The sequence below is a fragment of the Jiangella mangrovi genome (assembly GCF_014204975.1).
In the GTDB taxonomy this organism is placed as follows: Bacteria; Actinomycetota; Actinomycetes; order Jiangellales; family Jiangellaceae; genus Jiangella; species Jiangella mangrovi.
On sequence record NZ_JACHMM010000001.1, the window covers coordinates 3,013,200 to 3,035,432 of the forward strand.

Here is a 22,233-nt window from a genome sequence, read left to right on the forward strand (position 1 = left end):
GAAGAGATCCAGCAGACGGAGGTGAGGGGCGTGGCCATGAGCACGACGGAGTCCGGGCTGCCCATCGAGCCCGTCTACGGGTCCGAGGCGCTCGACGGCTGGCCGGCGGAGGAGCGGCTGGGCGAGCCGGGCGGGTACCCGTTCACCCGCGGCGTCTACCCGACCATGTACACGGGCCGGCCGTGGACCATGCGGCAGTACGCCGGGTTCGGCACCGCGGCGGAGTCGAACCGGCGCTACCACCAGCTGGTCGAGGCCGGCACCGGCGGGCTGTCGGTCGCGTTCGACCTGCCGACACAGATGGGGTACGACTCCGACGCGCCGGTGGCGGCGGGCGAGGTCGGCAAGGTGGGCGTGGCCATCGACTCCATCGAGGACATGCGCGTGCTGTTCGACGGCATCCCGCTGGGCGAGGTGTCGACGTCGATGACGATCAACGCGCCGGCGTCGCTGCTGTTGCTGCTCTACCAGCTGGTCGGCCAGGAGCAGGGTGTCGACGGCACGCGGCTCACGGGGACGATCCAGAACGACGTCCTCAAGGAGTACATCGCCCGCGGCACCTACATCTACCCGCCCGCGGAGTCGCTGCGGCTGACCAGCGACATCTTCGGCTACTGCCGGCGCGAGCTGCCGCGGTGGAACACCATCTCGATCTCCGGCTACCACATGGCCGAGGCCGGCGCGACGCCCGTGCAGGAGGTCGCGTTCACGCTGGCCAACGCCCGCGAGTACGTCCGCGCCGCCCTGAGCGCGGGGCTCGACGTCGACGAGTTCGCGCCGCGGCTGTCCTTCTTCTTCGTGTCGCGGACGACGCTGCTCGAGGAGGTCGCGAAGTTCCGGGCGGCGCGGCGCATCTGGGCCCGCGTCATGCGCGACGAGTTCGGCGCGACGAACCCGAAGTCGCAGATGCTGCGCTTCCACACGCAGACCGCCGGCGTGCAGCTGACGGCGCAGCAGCCCGAGGTCAACATGGTCCGGGTGGCCGTGCAGGCGCTGGCCGCGGTGCTGGGCGGCACGCAGTCGCTGCACACGAACTCCTACGACGAGGCCATCGCGCTGCCGACCGAGAAGGCGGCCCGGCTCGCGCTGCGCACCCAGCAGGTGCTCGCCTACGAGACCGACGTCACCCGCACCGTCGACCCGTTCGCCGGCTCGTACGCCGTCGAGTCGCTGACCGACGAGCTGGAAGCGGCCGCCGTCGAGCTGATGACCCGGGTCGAGGACATGGGCGGCGCCGTCGCGGCCATCGAGCGCGGCTTCCAGAAGGACCAGATCGAGCACTCCGCCTACGACGTCGCCAAGCAGATCGACGGCGGCGAGCGCACCGTCGTCGGCGTGAACCGGTACGTCACGAACGACGACGAGCCGTACGAGCCGCTGCGAGTCGACCCGGCCATCGAAGAGGCGCAGGCCGATCGACTGACGGCGTTGCGCTCGGCGCGCGACGGCGACACCGTCGGCCGGGCCCTCGACGAGCTGCGGGCGGCCGCCGCGGGGACGGACAACGTGCTGGTCCCGATGCGCGCGGCCCTGGCCGGGCGGGCCACCGTCGGCGAGGTCTGCGACGCGTTGCGCGAGGTCTGGGGCACGTACGCGCCTCCGGCGGGCTTCTGACCCGAGCCGGGGAACTCCCTGTCGGGGTGGATCGTACGATGTGCGGACCCATTGAGGCGATGGAGGGACGCATGAGCCGCCGACTGCTCGCGCTCGTGGCCGCCACGGCCGCGCTCGCCGGCTGCTCGGCCGGGGGTGACGCGCCCGAGGGGCTGTCCGAGCCGGCGACGACGGCGTCCGCTTCCGCCCCGGCCGGGGCGACGGACGAGCCGACGCCCTCGGACGATCCCGACACCTCGCCGGCACCGCAGGACGAGCCGCGGCCCAGCCCCACGTTCACCCAGCCGTTCCTGCCGCCGGACGAGCAGAGCGTCATCGACCTCCCCGCCGAACTGGTCATCGAGCCGCCCGACGACGCCACCGACGACGAGCGCGCGGTGCTGGTCGCGGCGGGCCGGTTCATGGCCAGCTGGGACGCCATCCTGTTCGGCGCCGGCGACGAGCAGTCCGACATCTTCGCCACGTCCGTCGAACCGCAGCTCGGCCGGCTGCTCAACTACCTGGTCGAGTCGGTCTCGAAGCAGCGCGTCATCGTCGGCGAGCCGACGGTCATCGAACTGCGCAGCGTCTCCGTCACCGCAGAGACCGCCGAGGTCGACATCTGCACCGTCATGCGCCACTGGGTGCAGTACACCGGCGGTACGCCCGAGCCGCAGCCCGAGGTCGAGCGGCTGCTGCTCACCATGACCCGCGACGGCGACGGCTGGCGGGCCTCCGACACCGCTCAGGCCGACCCCGAGCCCTGCGCGTGAGACGGACGGCTGACGCCGTCGCCACCCGGTGATAAGGTCACGTTTCCACCGTTGTGACCATGTATGTCCACCGGATGTGAGTGCGTCATGAAGGCTGTCGTGAAGGGCCTGCTCGTCGCCGCGGCCGGCGCCGTCCTGGTGCTGGCCGTTCCCGATGCCGCGGCGGCGCGCGGCGGCTCCGGCGGCGACGAGACCGGCTCGGGCTACGAGGTCGGGGTCGAGGTGACGTTCACCGGCGACGGCGCACCCGGCGGCGGTGGCACGGTCACGGTGTCCATCCCGCCCGTCTGCTGGTGGGAGTCGGTGTCGCCGACCATGATGGACGGCTCGCCCGTCGACAGCGGCGATCCTGCGGCGGTGTGGGAGTGGTTCCAGGAGATCCGGCCCTTCCTCAGCGGTCACGCTACGGCCGGCCGGTACGAGTTCCCGTCGGAGGACGTCTTCCTCTGGGCCATCGCCCAGGAAGAGGCGGGGAACGACATGACCTGGTACGCCATCTCCACCGACTCGCCCGACGTCAAGGTCTGCTCGCCGAACATCACCCAGGTCCCCGAGGAGCACGGCGGCGAGGTCGCCCAGCGGTACGCGCCGTTCGCGGCGGGTGACCCGCCGGCGCCGGCGGTCGACCCCGAGACGCTCGCCGTCGAGGCCCGCGACCTCATGGAGATCGACGAGCCCGTCGTCGACCGCAACCCGAAGCTGACCGGCCTCGGCGACGCGACGTTCGTCAACCTGCACACCTGGTTCTGGGTCGTCGATCCCGAGACGGTCGGCGGCGACACCGGCACCCGGACCATCCGCGCCGACGTCGAGGGCTCGGACGTGTGGGCCGAGGTCACGGCCACCACCGACGGACTCTCCATCGCCTCGCCCAACGGCGCGCGGCAGTGCGACCCCGAGCGCGCGCAGGTCGCGTGGGCGTCCGGCGCCTCCGACGCCGACGGCTGCACCGTCCAGTTCACCCGCGCCTCCGTCGCCTATCCCGAGGGGTACCCCGTCACCGCGACGACGGCGTGGACCGCGACCTGGGAGGGCCAGGAGGAGGACGGAACCGCGGTCGGGGGGGACCTCGATCCGCTGCAGCGGGAATGGCCGGTGAACGTCCCGGTGGCCGAGGTCCAGACCGTCGTCAAGGGCGGCAACTGAGAGGCATTCCGGGAAGATTTCCTGTGCGGCGGTTCGACAGCGAGTTGGTCACAGGTATATCTCGGCTGCTCAGCGTGCGGTCGAATGGCGATATCGGCAGTTAGCCTACGCCTTGGATTCGTTCCGATTTCGGCCCCACCGGATACGAGTGGCACGGCCGATGAAGCATCTGGGGCCTGGAGGGGCAGATGAACAAGAGGTTTCGGCTCGCCGCTGCGCTGAGCGCGGTCGCGCTCGCGGTGGCGGCCTGTGGTGAGGCTCCCGACGAGGAGGGTGGCGACGGCGCCACCGGCACGTCGACCGCGGGGGGCGACGGCGCTGCCGACTTCACCGCCTGCATGGTCTCTGACCAGGGCGGTATCAACGACCGCTCGTTCAACGAGACGTCCTACAACGGTCTGGTGCTCGCCCAGGAGGAGGGCATCATCCCGGAGCCGAAGTTCGCCGAGTCGCAGACCGACGCGGACTACGGCCCCAACGTCGACGCCATGGTCCAGGACGACTGCGGCATCATCGTGACGGTCGGCTTCCTGCTGGCCGACGCGACCCGCGAGGCGGCCGAGGCCAACCCGGACGAGCACTTCGCGATCGTCGACTTCCAGTACGCCGACGAGACCGGCGCGCCGACGCCGATCGACAACGTCAAGCCGCTGGTGTTCAACACGCAGGAGGCGGCGTTCCTGGCCGGCTACGCGTCGGCCGCGCACTCCACGACCGGCATCGTCGGCACCTGGGGCGGCGCGAAGATCCCGACGGTCACCATCTTCATGGACGGCTTCTACGACGGCGTCCAGTACTACAACCAGCAGAAGGGCGCCCAGGTCCAGGTGCTCGGCTGGGACAAGGCGACCCAGGAGGGCCAGTTCGTCGGCGACTTCGCCAACACGGGCCTGGCCCGCCAGATCAGCGACAACCTGATCAGCCAGGGCGCCGACGTGCTGCACCCGGTCGCCGGCCCGCTGGCCGAGAGCGCGGCCATCGCGGCTCAGGCGGCCGGCAACGTGGCGGTCGTGTGGGCCGACTCCGACGGCTTCGAGTCCGCGCCCGACTACGGCGACGTCATCCTGACGTCGGTGCTCAAGGGCATGGACCAGGCCGTTCTCGCGGCGACGCAGGAGGCCGCGGACGGCGCGTTCACGAACGAGCCGTACATCGGCACGCTCGAGAACGGCGGCGTCGGCATCGCGCCGTTCCACGACTTCGACTCCACGGTCACGCAGGAGACGAAGGACGAGCTGGCAGCCATCCAGGAGCAGATCATCTCCGGTGAGCTGACGGTCGAGTCTGACGCGGCCTTCTCCTGACAGTTGGTCACGAGTACCCCGGACGGCCCGGTTCACGGGCCGTTCGGGGTACCGTCGTGCTCACTTCGCTCGTACGAGGGAGGCGGTCCCGAAGGTGAAGCTCGAACTGCGGGGCATCACCAAGCGCTTCGGCAGCCTGGTGGCCAACGATTCCATCGACCTGGTGGTCGAGCCGGGCGAGATCCACTGCCTGCTCGGCGAGAACGGCGCCGGCAAGAGCACGCTCATGAACGTGCTCTATGGCCTGTACCAGCCCGACGACGGCCAGATCGTCGTCGACGACCAGAAGGTCGCCTTCTCGGGACCGGGCGACGCCATGGCCGCCGGCATCGGCATGGTCCACCAGCACTTCATGCTGGTCCCGGTGTTCACCGTGGCCGAGAACGTCATGCTCGGCCAGGAGCACGTGGGCAGGGGCCGGCTGCTCGACATGGACGCCGCCCGCCGCGACGTCCGCGAGATCTCCGACCGCTACGGCTTCAACGTCGACCCCGACGCCTACGTCGAGGACCTTGCTGTCGGCGTCCAGCAACGGGTCGAGATCATCAAGGCGCTGGTCCGCAAGGCCGACGTGCTCATCCTCGACGAGCCGACCGCGGTGCTGACGCCGCAGGAGACCGACGAGCTGATCGCCATCATGCGCCAGCTCAAGGCCGACGGCACGTCCATCGTCTTCATCACGCACAAGCTGCGCGAGGTCAAGGCCATCGCCGACCGCATCACGGTCATCCGCCGCGGCGCCGTCGTCGGCGAGGCGTCGCCGTCCGCGTCCGAGACCGACCTGGCCTCGATGATGGTCGGCCGCGCCGTCAGCCTCACCGTCGACAAGGCGCCGGCCGAGCCCGGCGACGTCGAGTTCTCCGTCACCGACCTCAGCGTGGTCGACGAGCGCGGCACCGCCGTCGTCGACCACGTCTCGTTCGATGTGCGCGCCGGCGAGATCCTCGCGGTCGGCGGCGTCCAGGGCAACGGGCAGACGGAGCTGGTCGAGGCCATCCTCGGCGCACAGGAGCACGTCACCGGGTCCGTCACGCTCGGCGGCAAAGAGCTGCTCGGCCGGAGCATCGACGAGGTGCTCGAGTCCGGCGTCGGGTTCGTGCCCGAGGACCGCACCGTCGACGGCATCGTCTCCAGCTTCACCGTCGCCGAGAACCTCGTCCTCGACCTCTACAAGCGCGCGCCGTTCGCCCGCGGGCTGTCGCTGCGCGGGCCGGAGCTCGCGCGCAACGCGACGCAGCGGGTCGAGGAGTTCGACATCCGCACCAGCAGCATCGAGACCCCGGCCGGCACGCTCTCCGGCGGCAACCAGCAGAAGGTGGTCGTCGCCCGCGAGCTGTCCCGCCCGCTGAAGCTGTTCATCGCCGCCCAGCCCACCCGCGGCCTCGACGTCGGCTCCATCGAGTTCGTGCACAAGCGCATCGTCCGCGAGCGCGACAACGGCACGCCGGTCATCATCGTCTCCACGGAGCTCGACGAGATCAGCGCCCTGGCCGACCGCATCGCCGTCATGTACCGCGGCCACATCGTCGGCATCGTCCCGGGCGACACCGACCGCGACGTGCTGGGCCTCATGATGGCCGGCATCGCGCCGGGCGAGGCGCGCGCCGAGGCCGAGGCGCACCCGACGGAGGTGACGCTCGCGGGCGACGGCGCGGCGGCCGACCCCGTCGAGGACCGCACTGCTGACCCCGTCGGGGACCGCACCGCTGACGCCGTCGGCGACCGCACCGCTGACCCCGTCGCCGATGACCCGAAGGACGGACAGTCGTGACCGACACCCAGCCGGCCGCGCCCGAGGAGCAGCAGGCGAAGCCGCCCGCCGAAGAGAGCTTCGGCCAGCGGTTCATGCGCGAGCTGACCAGCGGCAGCATCCTGGTGACGATCCTGTCGGTGGTGCTGGCGCTGTTCATCGGCGCCATCCTCATCGCCGCGTCGGACCCCGAGGTGCAGGAGCCGGCGAAGTACTTCTTCTCGCGGCCGGGCGACACCCTGTCGGCTGCCTGGGACTCCGTGAGCAGCGCTTACAGCGCCCTGTTCACCGGATCGATCATCGACATCAACGAGTACACCGTCGGCCGGGCGCTGCGCCCGCTGGCCGAGACCGCGACCAACGCCGCACCGCTCATCGCCGCGGGCCTCGGCGTCGCGCTGGCGTTCCGGGCCGGCCTGTTCAACATCGGCGCCGAGGGCCAGATCATCCTCGGCGCGATCCTGGCCGGCTACGTCGGCTTCGGGATGCACCTGCCGACCGGCCTGCACCTGATCGTCGGCGTGCTGGCCGGCATCGTCGGCGGCGCGATCTGGGGCGGCATCGTCGGTGTGCTGAAGGCGCGGACGGGCGCCCACGAGGTCATCGTCACGATCATGCTCAACTACGTGGCGCGGTTCTTCATCGCCTACCTGCTGACGACGGCGGCCTTCCAGCGGCCAGGCGCGTCGAACCCCGTCAGCCCCATCGTCGACGAGTCCGCGCAGCTGACGCGGTTCTTCGACGACTCCCGGCTGCACCTCGGGTTCGTGCTCGTCCTCCTGGCCGCGTTCGGCGTCTGGTGGCTGCTCGAGCGCAGCACCATGGGCTTCGAGTTCCGCGCCGTCGGCGCCAACCCGAACGCCGCGCGCACGGCCGGCATGTCGGTCAGCCGCACCTACATCTGGGTGATGCTGCTGGCCGGTGGCCTGGCCGGCCTGGCCGGCGTCATGCAGGTGCTCGGGACGGAGCGGTACCTGACGGCCGGCATCTCCGCCGGCATCGGGTTCGACGCCATCACCGTCGCGCTGCTCGGCCGCGCGAGTCCGTGGGGGACGGTGGCCGCCGGGCTGCTGTTCGGCGCACTGCGCGCCGGCGGTGTGCCCATGCAGGCCGGCACCGGCACGCCCATCGACATCATCCTGGTCATCCAGTCGCTCATCGTCCTGTTCATCGCGGCGCCGCCGCTGGTTCGCGCCATCTTCCGGGTGCCCGTCCGGTCGGCCGGCCAACCCGTCGCCGGGCTGCAGAGGGGGTGGGGCGCGTGAGCGCGCCGACCATTCAGGCGCCGCCGCCCGCGGCCGTCTCGCCCGAGGAGCTCGCCCTGCGGCCGAGCTGGAAGACGCCCATCGTGTTCGGCGTGCTGGCGCTGGTCGCGCTCATCACGTTCGGCATCCTCGGCGAGTCCGGGCAGACCAGCACGTTCGGCATCTCCACCGGCTCCGACGCCTGGCAGATCGACCCGCTGGCGCTCTCGTCGCAGCCGGTGGCGCTGGGGCTGTCGCTGGTGTGCGTGGTCATCGCCGCGTACTCGGCCTGGCTGGTGCGGGCCGGGCAGGCCGTGCCGATGTGGCTGACGGTGCTGTTCACCGTCGCGTTCGTGCTGGCGTTCCTCGTGTGGGCGGTGGCCGGCGAGCAGATCTCGTTCACGTCGCTGCTGCAGGGCGCGCTGGCGCTGTCGGTGCCGCTGGTGTTCGGTGCGCTGTCCGGCGTGCTGTGCGAGCGGGCCGGCGTCATCAACATCGCCATCGAGGGCCAGCTGCTGGCCGGCGCCTTCCTGTCCGCTGTGGTCGCGACGCTGACCGGCAGCCTCTACGTGGGGCTCATCGCGGCGATCGTGGCCGGCCTGCTGGTGGCGTTCGTGCTGGCCGTGTTCGCGATCAAGTACATCGTCAACCAGATCATCGTCGGCGTCGTGCTGAACGTGCTGGTCATCGGCGTCACGAACTTCCTGTACGGGCAGCTGCTGGCGCCCGAGGCGGCCACCTGGAACAGCCCCGGCACGCTGCCGCGCATCGAGATCCCGCTGCTCAGCGAGATCCCCGTCATTGGGCCGGTGCTGTTCGAGCAGACCATCGTCGTCTACGCCATGTACGTGACGGTGATCCTGGTGCAGATCGCGCTCTTCCGCACCCGCTGGGGCCTGCGCGTCCGCGCCGTCGGCGAGCACCCGAAGGCGGCCGACACCCTGGGCATCCAGGTCAACAAGGTGCGCTTCCGCAACGTCCTGCTGGGCGGCGCGGTGGCGGGTCTCGGCGGCGCGTTCTTCACGCTCGGCAACGTCGGCGCGTTCTCGCGGGAGATGTCGGCCGGGCAGGGCTTCATCGCGCTGGCCGCCATGATCTTCGGCCGGTGGAGCCCGCTGGGGGCGCTCGGGGCGGCGCTGCTGTTCGGGTTCGCGAACAACCTGCAGAGCCTGCTGGGCATCATCGGCACGCCGATCCCCAGCGAGTTCATGCTGATGCTGCCGTACATCCTGACGATCTTCGCGGTCGCCGGGCTGGTCGGCCGGGTCCGCGCACCGGCCGCCGACGGCGAGCCGTACGTGAAGTCGTGACGTCCGTCGATTGGGCTGCGTTGCGCGCGGCCGCCGCCGAGGTGGCCGCGCACGCCTACGCGCCCTACTCCGGGTTCCCGGTCGGCGCGGCGGCGCTGGTCTCCGACGGGCGCGTCGTCGTCGGCTGCAACGTCGAGAACGCGGCCTACGGGGTCACCCTCTGCGCCGAGTGCGGGCTGGTGTCGTCGCTGGTCGCCGGCGGGGGTGGACGGCTGGTCGCCTTCACCTGCGTGGGCGGGGAGGACCGGCACCTGATCATGCCCTGCGGACGGTGCCGGCAACTGCTGTGGGAGCACGGCGGGGCCGCGTTGCTGGTCGAGACGCCGCTCGGCGTGCAGACCATGGACCAGGTGCTGCCGCAGGCGTTCGGCCCCGAGGACCTGCCGGACCCGCACCCGTAGGTCTTGCCGGCGGCCGCGGGCCTGCCTCGCCGCCCGCCCGTAAGGTGGGGTCCGCCCCCGTCCGCGACCGTCCCCGGGAGTCGCTCATGGAGTTGCAGACCGCGCGCGAGATCAAGGCCGAACTGCGCCGGCGCACCACCGCGCTGGCCGCGCCGCCCCGTCCGCACACGCCCACCGGAGGGGTCGCCGTCGGCGTGTGCGTCGTCGGGCCGCGGACCTACGGGGTCGCCGTGCGGACGTTCGGCACGTCCGAGCTGGCTCAGGCGGTCGTCGAGGCCGGGCGTGAGCTCGCCGGCGACCAGTGCGACGTCCGCGACGTCGGCGTCGTCCGCGCGCACACCGTCACCCAGCAATGGGACCCGGCCGACCTGCAGCAACGGCACCGCCCACTGCGGCCCGGGCTGTCGGTGTCGCACCTCGACGTCACGGCGGGCACCATCGGCGGCTTCGTCGTTCCCGCGTCCGACGGCGACGGCGGCGGCGTCCTCGTGCTGTCCAACAACCACGTGCTGGCCGACTCCGACCGCGGCCGGCCAGGCGACGTCATCGTCCAGCCGGGGGTGGCCGACGGCGGCGCGCCGGCGGCCGACCGCATCGGTGTGCTCGACGGCGTCGTGGCGCTCGACGAGGTGGCGCCCAACCTCGTCGACGCGGCGACGGCGCGGCTCGACGACGGCGTCGAGATGTCGGCCGACTACCCCGGCGGCCCGCTGACCGGCTGGGTCGCCGTCACCGACGACGTCGCCGTCGAGAAGGCCGGCCGCACCACCGGGCTCACCCAGGGCCGGGTCAGCGCCATCGAGATCGACGGCATCAGCGTGCAGTACCCGTCCGGTGTCCTCGAGTTCGACGACCAGATCGAGGTCACCGGTGGCGGGCGCGACGGGTTCTCGTCCGGCGGCGACAGCGGGTCCGTCGTCTACCGCCCCGACACCATGCAGGCCGTCGGCCTGCTCTTCGCCGGCAGCGACACCGGCGGCCCCGACGGCCAGGGGCTGACCTACTGCAACCCCATCGGCACGGTGCTCGAGAAGCTGGGCGTGCGGTTCGCCTGAGTCAGATCGCGGTGATCGACGACGGCGCCCGCTCGGCCCGGGCGAGGGCCCGGAGCACGGCCGGCGTGCCATGCTTGCGCGCCGACAACGTCGTGAGCAGGGCGAACACCGGTGCCAGTGCGACGTCGGGCAGCTCCGGCGTCTCGATGCCGACGCTGACGGCGAGGTCGTCGTCGTGGACGGCGATCTCGAGCAGCCGCGTCGTCAGGTAGTCGTCGAGGCTCAGCGACCAGCGGCCGGTCAGGTGCACGACGCGGTCGGCCGGCTCGGCGGCGAGGGCCGTGCGTAGTGCCGCCAGCGTCGCCGTCGTCCGCTCCACCAAGGCATCGGGACCATCGGCGGCGTTGGCGTCGCCGCCCGCGCGGATCTTCACGTTGGTCGCTGAGTCGACGCCGGTGTCGATCCAGGTGGACCGGGTGTAGTGGTCGAGCAGTGCGGCGGGCGGCACGTCCGGCACCGGCGTCGCCAGCACGTCCGGCAGCCCGAGGACCTGCCCGGCGAGGTGCCCGGCGAGCCCGGCGACCGTGAACTCCTCGAGGGCGCTCGGCTCGTCCCAATGGCGTGCAACCGCCGGGTCGCGGAGCAGCGCGATCGCCGTCGCCGCCGCGTCGAGATAGGTCTGCCGCACCGTCGTCATGCCCGTCAGCCTACGGGCGCGGCGGAAGTGCGATGATCCCACCATGGCAGCACCCGAACCCTTCGACGCCGTCGACGTCATCCGGACCAAGCGCGATCACGGCGAGCTCTCCGACGGGCAGATCGACTGGGTCGTCGACGCGTACACGCGCGGCGTCGTCGCCGACGAGCAGATGTCGGCGTTGGCCATGGCGATCCTGCTCAACGGCATGCAGCGGCGCGAGATCGCCCGGTGGACCGAGGCGATGATCCGCACCGGCCGGCGCATGGACTGGTCCGCCGTCGAGCGCCCCACCACCGACAAGCACTCCACCGGCGGCGTCGGCGACAAGATCACCCTTCCACTGGCGCCGACGGTGGCAGCCTGCGGTGCCGCGGTGCCCCAGCTGTCCGGGCGCGGGCTCGGCCACACCGGCGGCACGCTGGACAAGCTCGAGTCGATCCCGGGCTGGCGCGCGTCGCTGTCGGCGTCGGAGATGCTCGACGTGCTGCGTTCGACCGGCGCCGTCGTGTGCGCGGCCGGCGACGACCTCGCCCCGGCGGACAAGAAGCTGTACGCATTGCGCGACGTCACGAGCACCGTCGAGGCGATCCCGCTCATCGCGTCGTCGATCATGAGCAAGAAGATCGCCGAGGGCACCGGCGCGCTGGTCCTCGACGTCAAGGTGGGGTCCGGTGCGTTCATGAAGGACGTCCCGTCGGCGCGCGAGCTGGCGTCGACCATGGTCGCGCTCGGCTCGGACGCCGGGGTGCGGACCGTCGCGCTGCTGACGAACATGGAGACGCCGCTCGGGCTGACGGCGGGCAACGCGCTCGAGGTGCGCGAGTCGGTCGGGGTCCTCGACGGCGGCGGCCCCGAGGACGTCGTCGAGCTCACCGTCACGCTGGCGCGCGAGATGCTGGCCGCGGCCGGGCTCTCCGGCGGAAAGGACCCGGCCGACGCGCTGAAGGACGGCTCGGCCATGGACGTGTGGCGGCGGATGATCGCGGCACAGGGCGGCGACCCTTCGGCGCCGTTGCCGACGGCGAGTGAGACGCACACCGTCCTGGCGCCGGCGTCCGGCGTGCTGGCCCGCCTCGACGCGTACCAGGTGGGCGTCGCGGCCTGGAGGCTCGGCGCCGGCCGGGCCCGCAAGGACGAGTCGGTGCAGGCCGGCGCCGGGGTCGAGCTGCACGCCAAGCCGGGCGCGCTCGTGCGGGCCGGCGAGCCGCTGCTCACCCTGCACACCGACGAGCCGGCCCGGTTCGACCGCGCGCTCGAGGCGCTCGACGGCGGGTACCTCATCGCGCCCGAGGGCAGCCGGCCGGACCTCCCCGCACTGGTCATCGACCGCATCGGCTGAAGGAAGAGTGATGGTGAGACTGATCGACGCGCCGGCACGGATCCCCGTGCCCGGCGGCAAGGTCATCGACGAGTACGTCGGCCGGGTCGCGACGCAGAACGGCGCCGTCTCGGTGGCCCGCATGCAGGCGCCGGCCGGGTGGGACGAGCCGGCCCAGACCCCGGAGTTCGACGAGATCACGGTCGTGCTGAGCGGCAGCGTGGTGGTCGAGCACGACGGCGGCAGCACGACGGTCGCGGCGGGGCAGGCGCTGTTCACGACGGCGGGCGAGCGGGTCCGGTACACCGCGGGACCCGACGGCGCCGACTACGTCGCCGTCTGCCTGCCGGCGTTCGCCCCGGATCTCGCCCACCGCGAGGACTGATCGGCACACCAACTGGTACAGCGTCCACCAGCTGTACCAGTACAGTTGCGGGATGCCAGCCGAGGACCTGATCGCCGGCCGCACGTCGCGTGACATCGCGGACAGCGTCGAGGCGGCCGTCGAGGCCGGGCGGCTCGTCGAGGCCGAGCCGCTGCCGTCGGTGCGCGGGCTCGCGTCCCGGCTCGGCGTCAGCCCGACGACGGTGTCCGCCGCCTACCGCGACCTGCGGTTGCGCGGCGTCGTCACCAGCGAGGCGGGCCGGGTCACGCGGGTCGGGGTGCGGCCGGTCAGCCGGGCGCAGCAGTTCGGCCCGGTGGCGCCGGGACTGCGCGACCTCAGCGACGGCAACCCCGATCCGCGGATGCTGCCGGACGTGGCCGCGGCGCTCGGCGGGCTCGAGGTCCCGCGGTTCCTGTACGGTGCGCCGGCCGTCCTGCCCGAGCTGGCGGAGATCGCACTGGACCAGTTCGGCGACCTTCCCGCGTCGTTGCGCTCGCAGGCCGGCCCGGTCGCCGTCGTCGGCGGGGCCATGGACGGGGTCGAGCGGGTGCTCGCCAGCCGGGCCCGGCCGAACGACCGCATCGCCGTCGAGGACCCCGGCTACCCGGGCGTGCTCGAGCTGGTGCGGTCGATGGGCATGGTCCCCGTCGGGGTCGCCGTCGACGACTCCGGGCCGGTGCCGTCGTCGCTCGCGGCCGCACTCGAGACGCGGGTGGCGGCGGTCGTCGTCACGCCGCGTGCGCAGAACCCCACCGGTGCCGCCGTCGACGCCGCGCGGGCCCGCGAACTCCGCGCCGTGCTCGACGCCCACCCGGACGTGCTGGTCGTCGAGGACGACCACGCGTCGCTGATCGCCGGCGCCCCGTACGTCTCGGTCAGCGCCGGGCGGCGGTCGTGGGCGGTCGTGCGGACGACCAGCAAGGTGCTCGGGCCGGACCTGCGCACCGGTTTCCTGCTCGCCGACCCGCGGACCGCCCGCCGGGTCGCGGAGCGGCAGCTGGTCGGGGCCGGCTGGGTGAGCCACGTGCTGCAGCACCTGGTGGTACGCCTCCTGTCCGACGACGATGTCCGCACCGGCATGCGGCTGGCCGGCGACCTCTACCGGGCGCGGCGGCAGTCGTTGCTGGGCCGGCTGGCCGAGCGGGGGATCGCGGCGCGCGGCCGCTCCGGCCTGAACGTCTGGGTGCCGGTGCCGCACGAGGTGCCGGTGGTGCAGGCCCTGCAAGATCGTGGTTGGGCGGTCCGGGCCGGCGAGCCGCACCGCACCCACAGCGAGCCGTTCGTCCGCATCACGACGGCGACCCTGGGGTCCGACGAGGCCGAGCGGTTCGCTGGGGATCTCGCCGCCGTGCTCGGGCGGCCCGGCCGCACCCGCCTCGCCTGACCGCCACACCCGCACGACGACCCCGGCCCGTCTTCGATGGTGTGCCCCGTCTTTGATGGTGTGGCCCGTCCTTGATGGCGAGGCCCGTCCTCGATGGCGAGGGTCGTCTTCAATAGCGTCAGCCGTCTTCACTAGCGAGAGTCGTCTTCTGCGCGCGATCCGGGCCGCAGAGGACGGTTCCCGCTAGTGAAGACGGCCTGCGCTAGTGAAGACGGCCTGCGCGATCGAGGACGGCCTGCGCTATTGAAGACGAGCCGCGCCAGTGAGGACGGCTGGGCGGCGGTCAGGCGAGGCGGAGGACGTCGGCCATGAGGGCGGCCAGTTCGCGGTCGCGGCCGGACGGGCTGGCGGCGAACGAGTCGTGCACCCGGCGCTGGGTCTCGGGCGTCTTGTTCTGGCTGAGCTTGAACGTGCTGCGGACGTCCTCGACGGTGATCTCGAACGGCGTGATGCCGGCGAGCAGCTTCTCGATGTAGTCCAGCGACGACGTCGGGTCCCAGCCGGTGCCGGCGTTGGACTCCGTGGCGTCGATGCTGGCCCGCATGATCGCCAGCGCCTCGTCCCGGTCGTCGACCACGCGAACGGGGCCGCTCAGGTGCACGGCGGCGTAGTTCCAGGTCGGCGCCTGGGGCTGCGACGGATCGTAGAGCGTCGGCGATACGTAGCCGTCCGGCCCGAGGAACACCGCCAGCGCGTACCCGGCCGCCCGCAGCGCCGCGCCCTGCGGGTTCGTCCGCGCCAGGTGCCCGATGACCGTCGCGCCGAGCAGCGGCTCGTCGTCGACCGGCGGGCCGTCCGCGCCCGGTCGACGCAGCATCAGCACGTGTGTCGCCACCGGAGCAGCCGAAGCGCCCACGCCGCAGATGACCAGCCCGAACGGGTTCTCGCGGACCAGGCGTCCCTCGCGCTCGGGCAGGTCGGCGCGGTAGTGCCGAGGCGTGTGCATCGCGGCTCCCAACTGTACTGGTACGGTTGCTGCGACCGTAACGTAACAGTCGTCGAACTGCCAGACTCGGCCCGGCCGGAACGACCTGCTGGAGGTGCGGTGGAGCTCGACCTGCTGGTGACCGGAGCCCGGATCGCGACCATGGATCCCGCTCGTCCCGCCGCCACCCGGCTCGGCGTCTGGCGCGGGCGCGTGGCCGGCCTCGACGAGGAGGTCGACGGGCTGCGGGCCCGGCGGACGATCGACTTCGGCGGCGCCACCGTCCTGCCCGGGTTCGTCGACGCGCACAGTCACCTGGCCTGGACCGGCATGGCGGCCGTCCTGGTCGACCTGTCGGCGTGCCGCACCCGCGACGCCGTCCTCGACGCGATCCGCCGCGCCGCCGACGCCACCACCGGCACCACCGCCGGCGACGGCCGAGGCGAGGCCTGGGTCGACCTCGCCGGCTACGACCAGCGACCGCTCGGCGGCCACCTCACCCGCGACGACCTCGAGCGAGCCGCGCCCGGCCGCCGGGTCTACGTCCGGCACATCTCCGGTCACGCCTGCCTGGTGTCCGACGCCGTGCTGGCCACCGTCACCGACGACGAGTTCGCGGCGCACGCCCCCGGGGTCGTCCGCGACGCCACCGGCCGGCCGACCGGCCTGCTCGAAGAGGGCGCCATGGCCATCGCCCGCGCCCGCCGGCTGCCGTACGGGCTGGACGAGATCGTCGCCGCCATCGAGACCGCGGGCCGCGAGTGCCTGGCGCAGGGCATCACCACGGTCGCCGAGGCCGGCATCGTCACCGACCTCGCCGGGTCGTCGCCGGTCGAGCTGGCCGCCTACCAGGTCGCCCGCGAGCAGGGCCGGCTGCCGGTCCGGGTCCAGGCGATGGTCCCGGCGGCCATGCTGCGCCCCTCCGGCGCGGCGCCCGGCGACGGCATCGCACGCGCCATCGACCTCGGCCTGCGCACCGGGCTCGGCGACGACCGGCTGTCCGTCGGCGCGCTGAAGCTCTGGCTCGACGGTGGCATGATGGCCCGCACCGCCGCACTGACGGCGCCGTACCTCACGACCGACGGGGCCACCGGCGGCAGCGTCGGCCACGGAGGCACCGGCCAGCTCGCCTTCGACCACGACGAGCTCGCGAGCCTCATCCTCGACGCCCACCGGGCCGGCTGGCAGCTCGCCATCCACGCCATCGGCGACGCAGCGGTCGACCAGGCCATCGCCGTCGTCACCGCCGCCCAGCGAGCCCACCCGCGCCCCGACGCCCGGCACCGGGTCGAGCACGGCGGGCTGGTCCGCCCCGACCAGCTGCCCCGACTCGCAGAAGCCGGCCTGACCGTGGTCGTCCAGCCGACCTTCCTGCACGCCTTCGGCGACGACTACACCGCGATCATGGGCCCCGAGCGCAGCGGCTGGATGTACCGCGGCCGCGCGTTCCTCGACCACGGTATCGCGGTCGCCGGCAGCTCCGACCGCCCGGTCGCCGACGGCGCGCCGCTGCGGGCGATCCAGTTCATGGTCGAGCGGGCCAGCTCGTCCGGCGCCCCCGTCGGCCCGGACGAGGCCGTCACCGTCGACGAGGCGCTGGCCGCCTACACCACCGGCAGCGCCTACGCCTGCCGCATCGACGACGTCGCCGGCCGGCTCGCCGCCGGAACGCTGGCCGACCTCGTGGTCCTGGGCGCCGACCCGCGCGAGGTGGCGCCGTCGGCCATCGCGGACATCCCGATCGTCGCGACGGTGCTCGGCGGCGAGGTCGTCCACGGGGCCATCTAGCTCGAAGCCGACCGCAAGGTCTCACGCGGCGGCGAGTCCCACGACGGAAAGGTGACTCAGCTCCGCTCGGAGTACCCCTTACGGGACCGCCCCTACGCCTGGCGACGTAGGCGGCGGCTCGGCACTTGGGCCGATGTGTCGCCGTCGCCCGGCTGGAACCGTGGAGTCATGGTGTTCAGGACCCTCACGGCGGGCGCGTTCCTCGTCGGGGCGCCGCCCGGGGCGACGGAACCCGACGCGGAACCGCAGCTGACGCCGTCGTCGCCGGAAGAGATGGAAGAGAACGAGCGTGAGCGTTCCCGCTCCTAGGGACGCACAGACGAGAGCGCCGGGCTCGCGGGGGACGAGCCCGGCGCTCTCGCCGGTCAGAGGATGCGCGGCCTAGAGTCGCGACTCCGTGCGCGCGCCCAGCGCCTTCGCGCCGAGTACCAGGACGATCGCGGCGAACACGATGTCCTTGAAGACGTACTGCGCCTCGAGCGTCGGGGTGCCGCCGGGGAACATGTCGCCGAAGAACAGCACGAGCGGCGACATCATCCCGGCCAGCGCGCCGGCCAGCACCACCAGGCCGGTCCGCAGGAACTTGCCGGTGACCAGCGTGAGCCCGATGAACGTCTCGATGACGGCGGTCATCACGACGGCGGTCTGGCCGCTCACCAGGCCGAGCGTGAGGGTGTCGATGGTCCGCATGACCAGCGGCTCCGCCGGGCTCGCACCCGGGAAGAACTTCAGGACGCCGAACGCGAGGAACACGGTGCCGAGGCTGATCTGCAGCAGCTGGACGCCATGTGCCGCGAGCCAGCGGGCGGCGACGGCGACCGGGTCGCGCCGGGTGGGGGCGGGGGTCATCGGCCGGACGGGCGCTGTGGTGGACATGATCTACCATCCTTCGTTGAGAGGGGTCCGCGGCTTGGACTGTCCTTCTCGGCGGACCGCCGGAGTTGCCGCTCCGGCGGTCCTTCACCGACTCCCGTCTGGGAGTGGTCCTCACGCTACGAAGGCGTCTCGTGCTCGCACGTCGGCCGGCGGGCGTATCTCGCGCCTACGGCAGGCGACGTACGGGAGTGCAGGCGGCACTCAGGGGAGTAGGGGGCACGCGAAGAGGCCGGGGGATCCGGGCGCTGCCTTCGCCCGGATCCCCCGGCCCTTTCCCCGTGGATCCCCGTCGTGCGAGTCGTGCGGCGTTGCGGCCTACTCCCCAGTGCGGCCGAACGCCCTATCTCCGCATCGACCGAACGGCCGACTGGACAATTCCGGAGGATGTCCGAATTGCATCCGTGTGATTGATTCTGGCCTCGCCCGAATTGCGGAACAATTCGGACGAATCGCTCAGTCTCCCGCCGTGCCCGGGAGGGTCGATGGCAGCCGGCCGGCGGCGCCGTCGGGTCCGAGGGGGACGATGCGCCGGCCCTCACGCCGGATGGGGCGAGCCTCCCAGGCGTGGTCGGCGGCGTTCCAGGTCAGCACGTACTCCGTGTCGCGGCGCAGCATGGTCGAGCCCTCCTGAATCCCCTGGCGGGTCCCCCGGGAAGTCTCGGCGGGTTGCCGGGTCGGGGTGGATTCCGGCAACCCGCCTCAAGTCACGGCATCCATGATCGGTGTCGAATCGGGAGAAAGGCACCGGCCATGACTCGTGTTTCGATCCTTTCGCCGGAATTGGGTGATCAGTAGGGCGTCGAGGTGGGATCATCGGGGGAGGCGAGAGGGGATGGTTCGGGATTCTCCGGATCACCTGACAGCAATCCGCCGAGAATGCCATTATGTTCCTCCCCACGTATGTGGAGACATCGTGCGCGAACCGAACGAGCACCTGCGACTGGCCCGAGAGAGCTCTCCGTCGGCCGACGTGCCCGGAACCGCGATGTCCCGCCAGGAGCTGGCGGACCGCGTCAACGCCGTCCTCTTCGAGCGGACCGGCCGGCTGCACGAGCTCGACGACAACTACATCGGCAAGCTCGAGCGCGGCATCATCCGCTGGCCGCAGGCGTCGTACCGCCAGGCCCTGCGCGACGTCCTCGGCGCGAGTACGGATGGCCAGCTCGGCTTCGTCAACACCCGGCGGCTCGCGACGGCGCCCGTCGTGCGGCTGGCATCGGCACTCCAGCCCGGACTCGTCGACGCCCACCCGCCGCATCCGCAGCTCCTGTCCGGCCACGCCGACGTGCACGGCCACGCCGACCCAGTGGGTGAGTCGGACGTGAGGCGGCAGGAGTTCCTCCGCGCTGCCTTCGTCGGAGTCGGCGGCCTGCTGGCGTCGCCGTCCACCCTGCTCGACCTGCTGGCGCCACTGCGGCCCAGCGATGCGCCGAAACGGGTCGGCCGCGGCGAGATCGAGCAGGTGCGCGGCGCCGCCGACCTGCTGGTGAGCTGGGGGCACAGCCACGGCGGCGCCGGGGTGCGCGAGGCAGCGAACGCACAGCTGCGCTGGTTCGCCCAGCTGCTCAACGCCCAGTCGACGGCCGAGGTGCGGGTCGAGTTGCACGAGGCGGTCGGCCTGCTCGGCCACGCGACGGCGCACATGGCGTTCGACGCGTGCGCGTACGACGACGCCCAGCAGATCTTCAAGTTCGCGCTGGCCTGCTCCGAAGAGGTCGGCAGCTGGCACCTGCGGGCCAAGGTGCTCTCGTCCATGGCCCGGCAGGAGATCTGGCGCGGCGAGGCCGATGCCGGTCTGACGTACGCGGAGCTGGCGCTGGTCCGCTCCGACCGACTGACGGCGACGGAGCAGGCCATGCTGCACACGGCTCGCGCCCGCGCGCTGGCCAAGCTCGGCCGCCAGCAGGACACCCTGCGCGCCGTCGGCCAGGCCGACGAGGCGTTCGCGTTCGCCGATCCGGCCGGCGACCCGCCGTGGATGGCCTACTACGACGCCGCCCAGCACGCGGGCGACACCGGCCACGCGCTGTTCGACCTGACCGTGCACGGGCACCGCACCGAGGCGGCGTCCCGGCTGCAGACCGCCATCGACGGCCACACCGCCGACTACGTGCGCTCGCGCGCCATGTCGCAGACCAAGCTCGCGTCGCTGACCATGGCGGTCGGCGACCCCGACGAGGCCGTCCACATCGGCATGACGGCCGTCGCCGACGCCGGGCGCCTGCGCTCGCGCCGCGCCGCGATGGACCTCGCCGAACTGCGGTCCTACGCCGGCCGGCACGCCGGCGTCCCCCAGGTGGCCGAGCTGCGGCATCGGCTCGCCACCGCACTGGCGTCGTGACGGACGACGACACCCACCGCGTTCTGCACCACGCCTGCCGCCGCGCCGGGCTCGACGCCGCCTCCGCCGAGCTGGTCCGGCGCGCCGAGAACGCCGTCTTCGCGCTGCCCGGCCAGGTGGTCGCCCGGGTCGGGCGGTCCGGCCAGGCCGCGGCGGCCGGCAAGGAGATCCGGGTCGCCCGCTGGCTGGAGCGGTCCGGCCTGCCCGCCGTCCGCGTGCTGCCCGGCGTCGAGCAGCCGGTCGACGTCGACGGCGTCCCGGTCACGTTCTGGCGGGCGCTGCCGCCGCACCGCGACGCCGCCGACTCGCAGGTGGCGGGCGTGCTGCGGCGGCTGCACGCGCTGGATCCGCCGGACGGCTTCGCGCTGCCGGAGCTGGCGCCGTTCGTGCGGGTCCGGGAGCGCATCGAGGGGGCGCCGACGGTGTCCGCCGCGGACCGCGCGTGGTTGCTCGGGTACCTCACGGAGCTGGAGGTGCGGCTGGCCGAGCTGCCGGCCGGCCTGGAGGCGACCGTCGTCCACGGCGACGCCTGGGCGGGGAACCTGGCGGTCGACGACGGCGGCACCGTCTGGATGCTCGACCTGGAGCGATTCTCCGTCGGCCCGCCGGAGTGGGACCTGGTGTCGACGGCGGTGCGCATGACCTCGTTCGGGACGCTCGACGCCGGCGAGTACGCACGGTTCTGCGCCGCGTACGGCCACGACGTCACCGGCTGGCCGGGCTACGCGACGCTGCGCGACATCCGCGAACTGCGCGCCTGCTCGTACATGCTGCAGCACGCCGGCGGCAGCGACGCCGCCCGCGCCGAGGCCGAGCGCCGGGTCGCCTGCCTGCGCGGGCGGTCCGGCGACCGGCCGTGGGGCTGGCGGCGCATCGTCTGAGCGGTCAGGAGGGTTTGACGGCGCGTCTGGTGCGGACGGCCTGGCGTGGTCGGACTGCCCGGTCAGGTGTTCGCGTCGTCAGCCGGTAGATGACATAGGTGCTGGAGTACCCGCTGGGCAAAGCCCGGGCATCCGGCGTCCCGTAGTGCCTGAGACAGGGTCTTCGAACGCCGCCGCTGGTCCCAGTAGCGTTCCTGCTTCTTGGTGACCGCTCGAACGCGATGCGGAGCGGAGTCGTCGACGAGCATCAGGAAACTGTCGGGACCGTGCACCTCGTACGGAAGGCTGTCGAGGTCGATACCCGGCGAGGTGAAGTCGCCGTCCGCGGTGATGAGGTACGTCGCGCCGGCCGCGATCGCTGCTGCGTGGACGTGCTGATCGTGCGGATCGCTGCCGGAGAACGAGCCGTCGATCACATAATCGTGGATCCGGCCACCCTCCAAGGTGGTGGCGATGATGTCGTGGAGGCGGGCAATCACTCCACCGTCGACAGTGGGGTGATCCTTGCGGAACCTGTAGAGGGTCTCGGCCAGGATGTCCTCCGTCCAGCACAGCTCGTAGAGCCCGCCGCCCGATTCCAGCTGAATCATGATCAGCCAGTCACGTAGCGTCTTGGAATACAAGACGTTGGCGTCCACGAGTGCGCGAGTCGTCACCCACCGCAGGGTAGCCGCGGGTGACGACTACTGCTCGATGCCGAGATCGTCTTCGAGCTGGCGAAGCTCCGCGAACGCGGCGCGCTGGCGCTCGAGGCGTGCGCGGCGGAGGTCTTGGACGTCGGACAGCTTGAGCCGGTGATGGGTTCCCACCTTGTGAGCTGCGATCTCGTCATCGCGGATCATTCGCATGAGCGTCGGGCGCGACACGCCGAGGAGGTCTGCGGCCTCCGTCGTGCTGAGCTCACTCGGCAAGGTCCGTAATGTCACGACGTCGCCCCTGGCTACCGCCTCCAGCACCTGACGCAGGAGAGCGGTCAGTTCGGCCGGCACCTCTCGCGGCTTCGTCTTCCCGCTGGCCGCGGTGAAACGAGGTTCCGGAGTCTGCGCGACGAAATCGCGAGCCAGCTGCTCCTGGTGCTTCGTCACCGTGAGGGTGGACATGGCGACCTCCCGTGGTCTA

The 22,233-nt window shown here is 72.2% G+C and carries 22 protein-coding genes; 16 read left to right on the forward strand and 6 right to left on the reverse strand.

The genetic code is table 11. The features are described 5' to 3' along the window. The first annotated feature begins 36 nt into the window (after nucleotides 1–36). From HD601_RS14140 to HD601_RS14175, 9 genes are all read left to right on the forward strand, one after another. Nucleotides 37–1,614, forward strand: a complete 1,578-nt coding sequence (locus HD601_RS14140) for an acyl-CoA mutase large subunit family protein (RefSeq protein ID WP_184822821.1) — start codon at nucleotides 37–39, stop codon at nucleotides 1,612–1,614. A gap of 71 nt (nucleotides 1,615–1,685) precedes the next feature. After that, entirely contained in the window at nucleotides 1,686–2,366 is a 681-nt protein-coding gene (locus HD601_RS14145; protein ID WP_184822823.1) for a hypothetical protein, read from the forward strand. Nucleotides 2,367–2,453: 87 nt separating this feature from the next. After that, nucleotides 2,454–3,512 carry a hypothetical protein gene (locus HD601_RS14150; protein ID WP_184822825.1) on the forward strand — a complete coding sequence of 353 codons (1,059 nt, stop codon included), beginning with the start codon at nucleotides 2,454–2,456 and terminating at the stop codon, nucleotides 3,510–3,512. Nucleotides 3,513–3,700: 188 nt separating this feature from the next. Then, nucleotides 3,701–4,816 (forward strand): BMP family lipoprotein, encoded by a 1,116-nt coding sequence (locus tag HD601_RS14155; RefSeq protein ID WP_184822827.1) that lies wholly within the window; start codon nucleotides 3,701–3,703, stop codon nucleotides 4,814–4,816. A 94-nt stretch (nucleotides 4,817–4,910) separates the two neighbouring features. Further along, the gene (locus tag HD601_RS14160; RefSeq protein WP_184822829.1) at nucleotides 4,911–6,587 is read left to right on the forward strand and encodes an ATP-binding cassette domain-containing protein; all 1,677 of its coding nucleotides are present in this window, start codon (nucleotides 4,911–4,913) and stop codon (nucleotides 6,585–6,587) included. Beyond that, the gene (locus HD601_RS33095) at nucleotides 6,584–7,831 is read left to right on the forward strand and encodes an ABC transporter permease (protein WP_221440972.1); all 1,248 of its coding nucleotides are present in this window, start codon (nucleotides 6,584–6,586) and stop codon (nucleotides 7,829–7,831) included. Before HD601_RS14160 ends, HD601_RS33095 begins: the two co-directional genes overlap by 4 nt. Then, a complete protein-coding gene (locus HD601_RS33100; protein WP_221440973.1) occupies nucleotides 7,828–9,120 on the forward strand; it encodes an ABC transporter permease subunit in 1,293 nt (430 codons plus the stop codon). Before HD601_RS33095 ends, HD601_RS33100 begins: the two co-directional genes overlap by 4 nt. Next, on the forward strand, nucleotides 9,117–9,521 hold the full coding sequence (locus HD601_RS14170) for a cytidine deaminase (RefSeq protein ID WP_184822831.1): 405 nt from the start codon (nucleotides 9,117–9,119) through the stop codon (nucleotides 9,519–9,521). The genes HD601_RS33100 and HD601_RS14170 overlap by 4 nt, the downstream gene beginning before the upstream one ends. Nucleotides 9,522–9,607: 86 nt before the next feature. After that, nucleotides 9,608–10,576 carry a hypothetical protein gene (locus HD601_RS14175; protein WP_184822833.1) on the forward strand — a complete coding sequence of 323 codons (969 nt, stop codon included), beginning with the start codon at nucleotides 9,608–9,610 and terminating at the stop codon, nucleotides 10,574–10,576. Between the two features lies 1 nt (nucleotide 10,577). Here the strand turns inward: HD601_RS14175 and HD601_RS14180 are convergent, their stop codons facing one another. Further along, on the reverse strand, nucleotides 10,578–11,213 hold the full coding sequence (locus HD601_RS14180; RefSeq protein ID WP_184822834.1) for a maleylpyruvate isomerase N-terminal domain-containing protein: 636 nt from the start codon (nucleotides 11,211–11,213) through the stop codon (nucleotides 10,578–10,580). Between the two features lie 43 nt (nucleotides 11,214–11,256). Here HD601_RS14180 and HD601_RS14185 point away from each other — a divergent pair, with 43 nt between their 5' ends. Genes HD601_RS14185 through HD601_RS14195 form a run of 3 tightly spaced genes read left to right on the forward strand, consistent with a single transcriptional unit; the run spans nucleotide 11,257 to nucleotide 14,303 of the window. Next, nucleotides 11,257–12,555 carry a thymidine phosphorylase gene (locus HD601_RS14185; protein WP_184822835.1) on the forward strand — a complete coding sequence of 433 codons (1,299 nt, stop codon included), beginning with the start codon at nucleotides 11,257–11,259 and terminating at the stop codon, nucleotides 12,553–12,555. Between the two features lie 10 nt (nucleotides 12,556–12,565). Further along, nucleotides 12,566–12,919 (forward strand): cupin domain-containing protein, encoded by a 354-nt coding sequence (locus tag HD601_RS14190; protein WP_184822836.1) that lies wholly within the window; start codon nucleotides 12,566–12,568, stop codon nucleotides 12,917–12,919. A 52-nt stretch (nucleotides 12,920–12,971) separates the two neighbouring features. Next, on the forward strand, nucleotides 12,972–14,303 hold the full coding sequence (locus tag HD601_RS14195) for an aminotransferase class I/II-fold pyridoxal phosphate-dependent enzyme (RefSeq protein WP_184822837.1): 1,332 nt from the start codon (nucleotides 12,972–12,974) through the stop codon (nucleotides 14,301–14,303). Nucleotides 14,304–14,586: 283 nt separating this feature from the next. Here HD601_RS14195 and HD601_RS14200 read toward each other — a convergent pair whose 3' ends face one another. Continuing rightward, nucleotides 14,587–15,249, reverse strand: coding sequence for an FMN-binding negative transcriptional regulator (locus HD601_RS14200; protein ID WP_184822838.1), 663 nt, complete (start codon nucleotides 15,247–15,249; stop codon nucleotides 14,587–14,589). Nucleotides 15,250–15,390: 141 nt separating this feature from the next. On the opposite strand from HD601_RS14200, the gene HD601_RS14205 reads away from it, so the two are divergent. After that, on the forward strand, nucleotides 15,391–17,016 hold the full coding sequence (locus HD601_RS14205) for an amidohydrolase (RefSeq protein ID WP_184829850.1): 1,626 nt from the start codon (nucleotides 15,391–15,393) through the stop codon (nucleotides 17,014–17,016). A gap of 168 nt (nucleotides 17,017–17,184) precedes the next feature. Continuing rightward, nucleotides 17,185–17,325 carry a hypothetical protein gene (locus tag HD601_RS14210; protein WP_184822839.1) on the forward strand — a complete coding sequence of 47 codons (141 nt, stop codon included), beginning with the start codon at nucleotides 17,185–17,187 and terminating at the stop codon, nucleotides 17,323–17,325. A 72-nt stretch (nucleotides 17,326–17,397) separates the two neighbouring features. On the opposite strand, the gene HD601_RS14215 is transcribed toward HD601_RS14210, so the two are convergent. Next, a complete protein-coding gene (locus HD601_RS14215) occupies nucleotides 17,398–17,892 on the reverse strand; it encodes a hypothetical protein (protein WP_221440975.1) in 495 nt (164 codons plus the stop codon). A 453-nt stretch (nucleotides 17,893–18,345) separates the two neighbouring features. Beyond that, a complete protein-coding gene (locus tag HD601_RS14220) occupies nucleotides 18,346–18,507 on the reverse strand; it encodes a hypothetical protein (protein WP_184822841.1) in 162 nt (53 codons plus the stop codon). 298 nt (nucleotides 18,508–18,805) lie between these two features. On the opposite strand from HD601_RS14220, the gene HD601_RS14225 reads away from it, so the two are divergent. Together HD601_RS14225 and HD601_RS14230 are read left to right on the forward strand one after the other, a co-directional pair. Next, nucleotides 18,806–20,233, forward strand: coding sequence for an NsdA family TPR-like regulatory protein (locus HD601_RS14225; RefSeq protein WP_184822843.1), 1,428 nt, complete (start codon nucleotides 18,806–18,808; stop codon nucleotides 20,231–20,233). Beyond that, entirely contained in the window at nucleotides 20,230–21,114 is an 885-nt protein-coding gene (locus tag HD601_RS14230; RefSeq protein ID WP_184822845.1) for a phosphotransferase, read from the forward strand. Before HD601_RS14225 ends, HD601_RS14230 begins: the two co-directional genes overlap by 4 nt. A 62-nt stretch (nucleotides 21,115–21,176) precedes the next feature. Here the strand turns inward: HD601_RS14230 and HD601_RS14235 are convergent, their stop codons facing one another. Both HD601_RS14235 and HD601_RS14240 read right to left on the reverse strand, forming a co-directional pair. Then, nucleotides 21,177–21,770, reverse strand: a complete 594-nt coding sequence (locus tag HD601_RS14235) for a PIN domain-containing protein (protein WP_184822847.1) — start codon at nucleotides 21,768–21,770, stop codon at nucleotides 21,177–21,179. A 27-nt stretch (nucleotides 21,771–21,797) separates the two neighbouring features. Continuing rightward, nucleotides 21,798–22,214, reverse strand: coding sequence for a helix-turn-helix domain-containing protein (locus HD601_RS14240; protein ID WP_184822849.1), 417 nt, complete (start codon nucleotides 22,212–22,214; stop codon nucleotides 21,798–21,800). Nucleotides 22,215–22,233: the final 19 nt, after the last annotated feature.

What these genes read in the sequence shown, in the direction of transcription:
- HD601_RS14140 (WP_184822821.1), top strand. Translation starts at nt 37, where the DNA reads ATGAGCACGACGGAGTCCGGGCTGCCCATCGAGCCCGTCTACGGGTCC.
- HD601_RS14145 (WP_184822823.1), top strand. Translation starts at nt 1,686, where the DNA reads ATGAGCCGCCGACTGCTCGCGCTCGTGGCCGCCACGGCCGCGCTCGCC.
- HD601_RS14150 (WP_184822825.1), top strand. Translation starts at nt 2,454, where the DNA reads ATGAAGGCTGTCGTGAAGGGCCTGCTCGTCGCCGCGGCCGGCGCCGTC.
- HD601_RS14155 (WP_184822827.1), top strand. Translation starts at nt 3,701, where the DNA reads ATGAACAAGAGGTTTCGGCTCGCCGCTGCGCTGAGCGCGGTCGCGCTC.
- HD601_RS14175 (WP_184822833.1), top strand. Translation starts at nt 9,608, where the DNA reads ATGGAGTTGCAGACCGCGCGCGAGATCAAGGCCGAACTGCGCCGGCGC.
- HD601_RS14180 (WP_184822834.1), bottom strand. Translation starts at nt 11,213, where the DNA reads ATGACGACGGTGCGGCAGACCTATCTCGACGCGGCGGCGACGGCGATC.
- HD601_RS14185 (WP_184822835.1), top strand. Translation starts at nt 11,257, where the DNA reads ATGGCAGCACCCGAACCCTTCGACGCCGTCGACGTCATCCGGACCAAG.
- HD601_RS14190 (WP_184822836.1), top strand. Translation starts at nt 12,566, where the DNA reads ATGGTGAGACTGATCGACGCGCCGGCACGGATCCCCGTGCCCGGCGGC.
- HD601_RS14195 (WP_184822837.1), top strand. Translation starts at nt 12,972, where the DNA reads ATGCCAGCCGAGGACCTGATCGCCGGCCGCACGTCGCGTGACATCGCG.
- HD601_RS14200 (WP_184822838.1), bottom strand. Translation starts at nt 15,249, where the DNA reads ATGCACACGCCTCGGCACTACCGCGCCGACCTGCCCGAGCGCGAGGGA.
- HD601_RS14205 (WP_184829850.1), top strand. Translation starts at nt 15,391, where the DNA reads ATGGATCCCGCTCGTCCCGCCGCCACCCGGCTCGGCGTCTGGCGCGGG.
- HD601_RS14210 (WP_184822839.1), top strand. Translation starts at nt 17,185, where the DNA reads ATGGTGTTCAGGACCCTCACGGCGGGCGCGTTCCTCGTCGGGGCGCCG.
- HD601_RS14215 (WP_221440975.1), bottom strand. Translation starts at nt 17,892, where the DNA reads ATGTCCACCACAGCGCCCGTCCGGCCGATGACCCCCGCCCCCACCCGG.
- HD601_RS14220 (WP_184822841.1), bottom strand. Translation starts at nt 18,507, where the DNA reads ATGCTGCGCCGCGACACGGAGTACGTGCTGACCTGGAACGCCGCCGAC.
- HD601_RS14240 (WP_184822849.1), bottom strand. Translation starts at nt 22,214, where the DNA reads ATGTCCACCCTCACGGTGACGAAGCACCAGGAGCAGCTGGCTCGCGAT.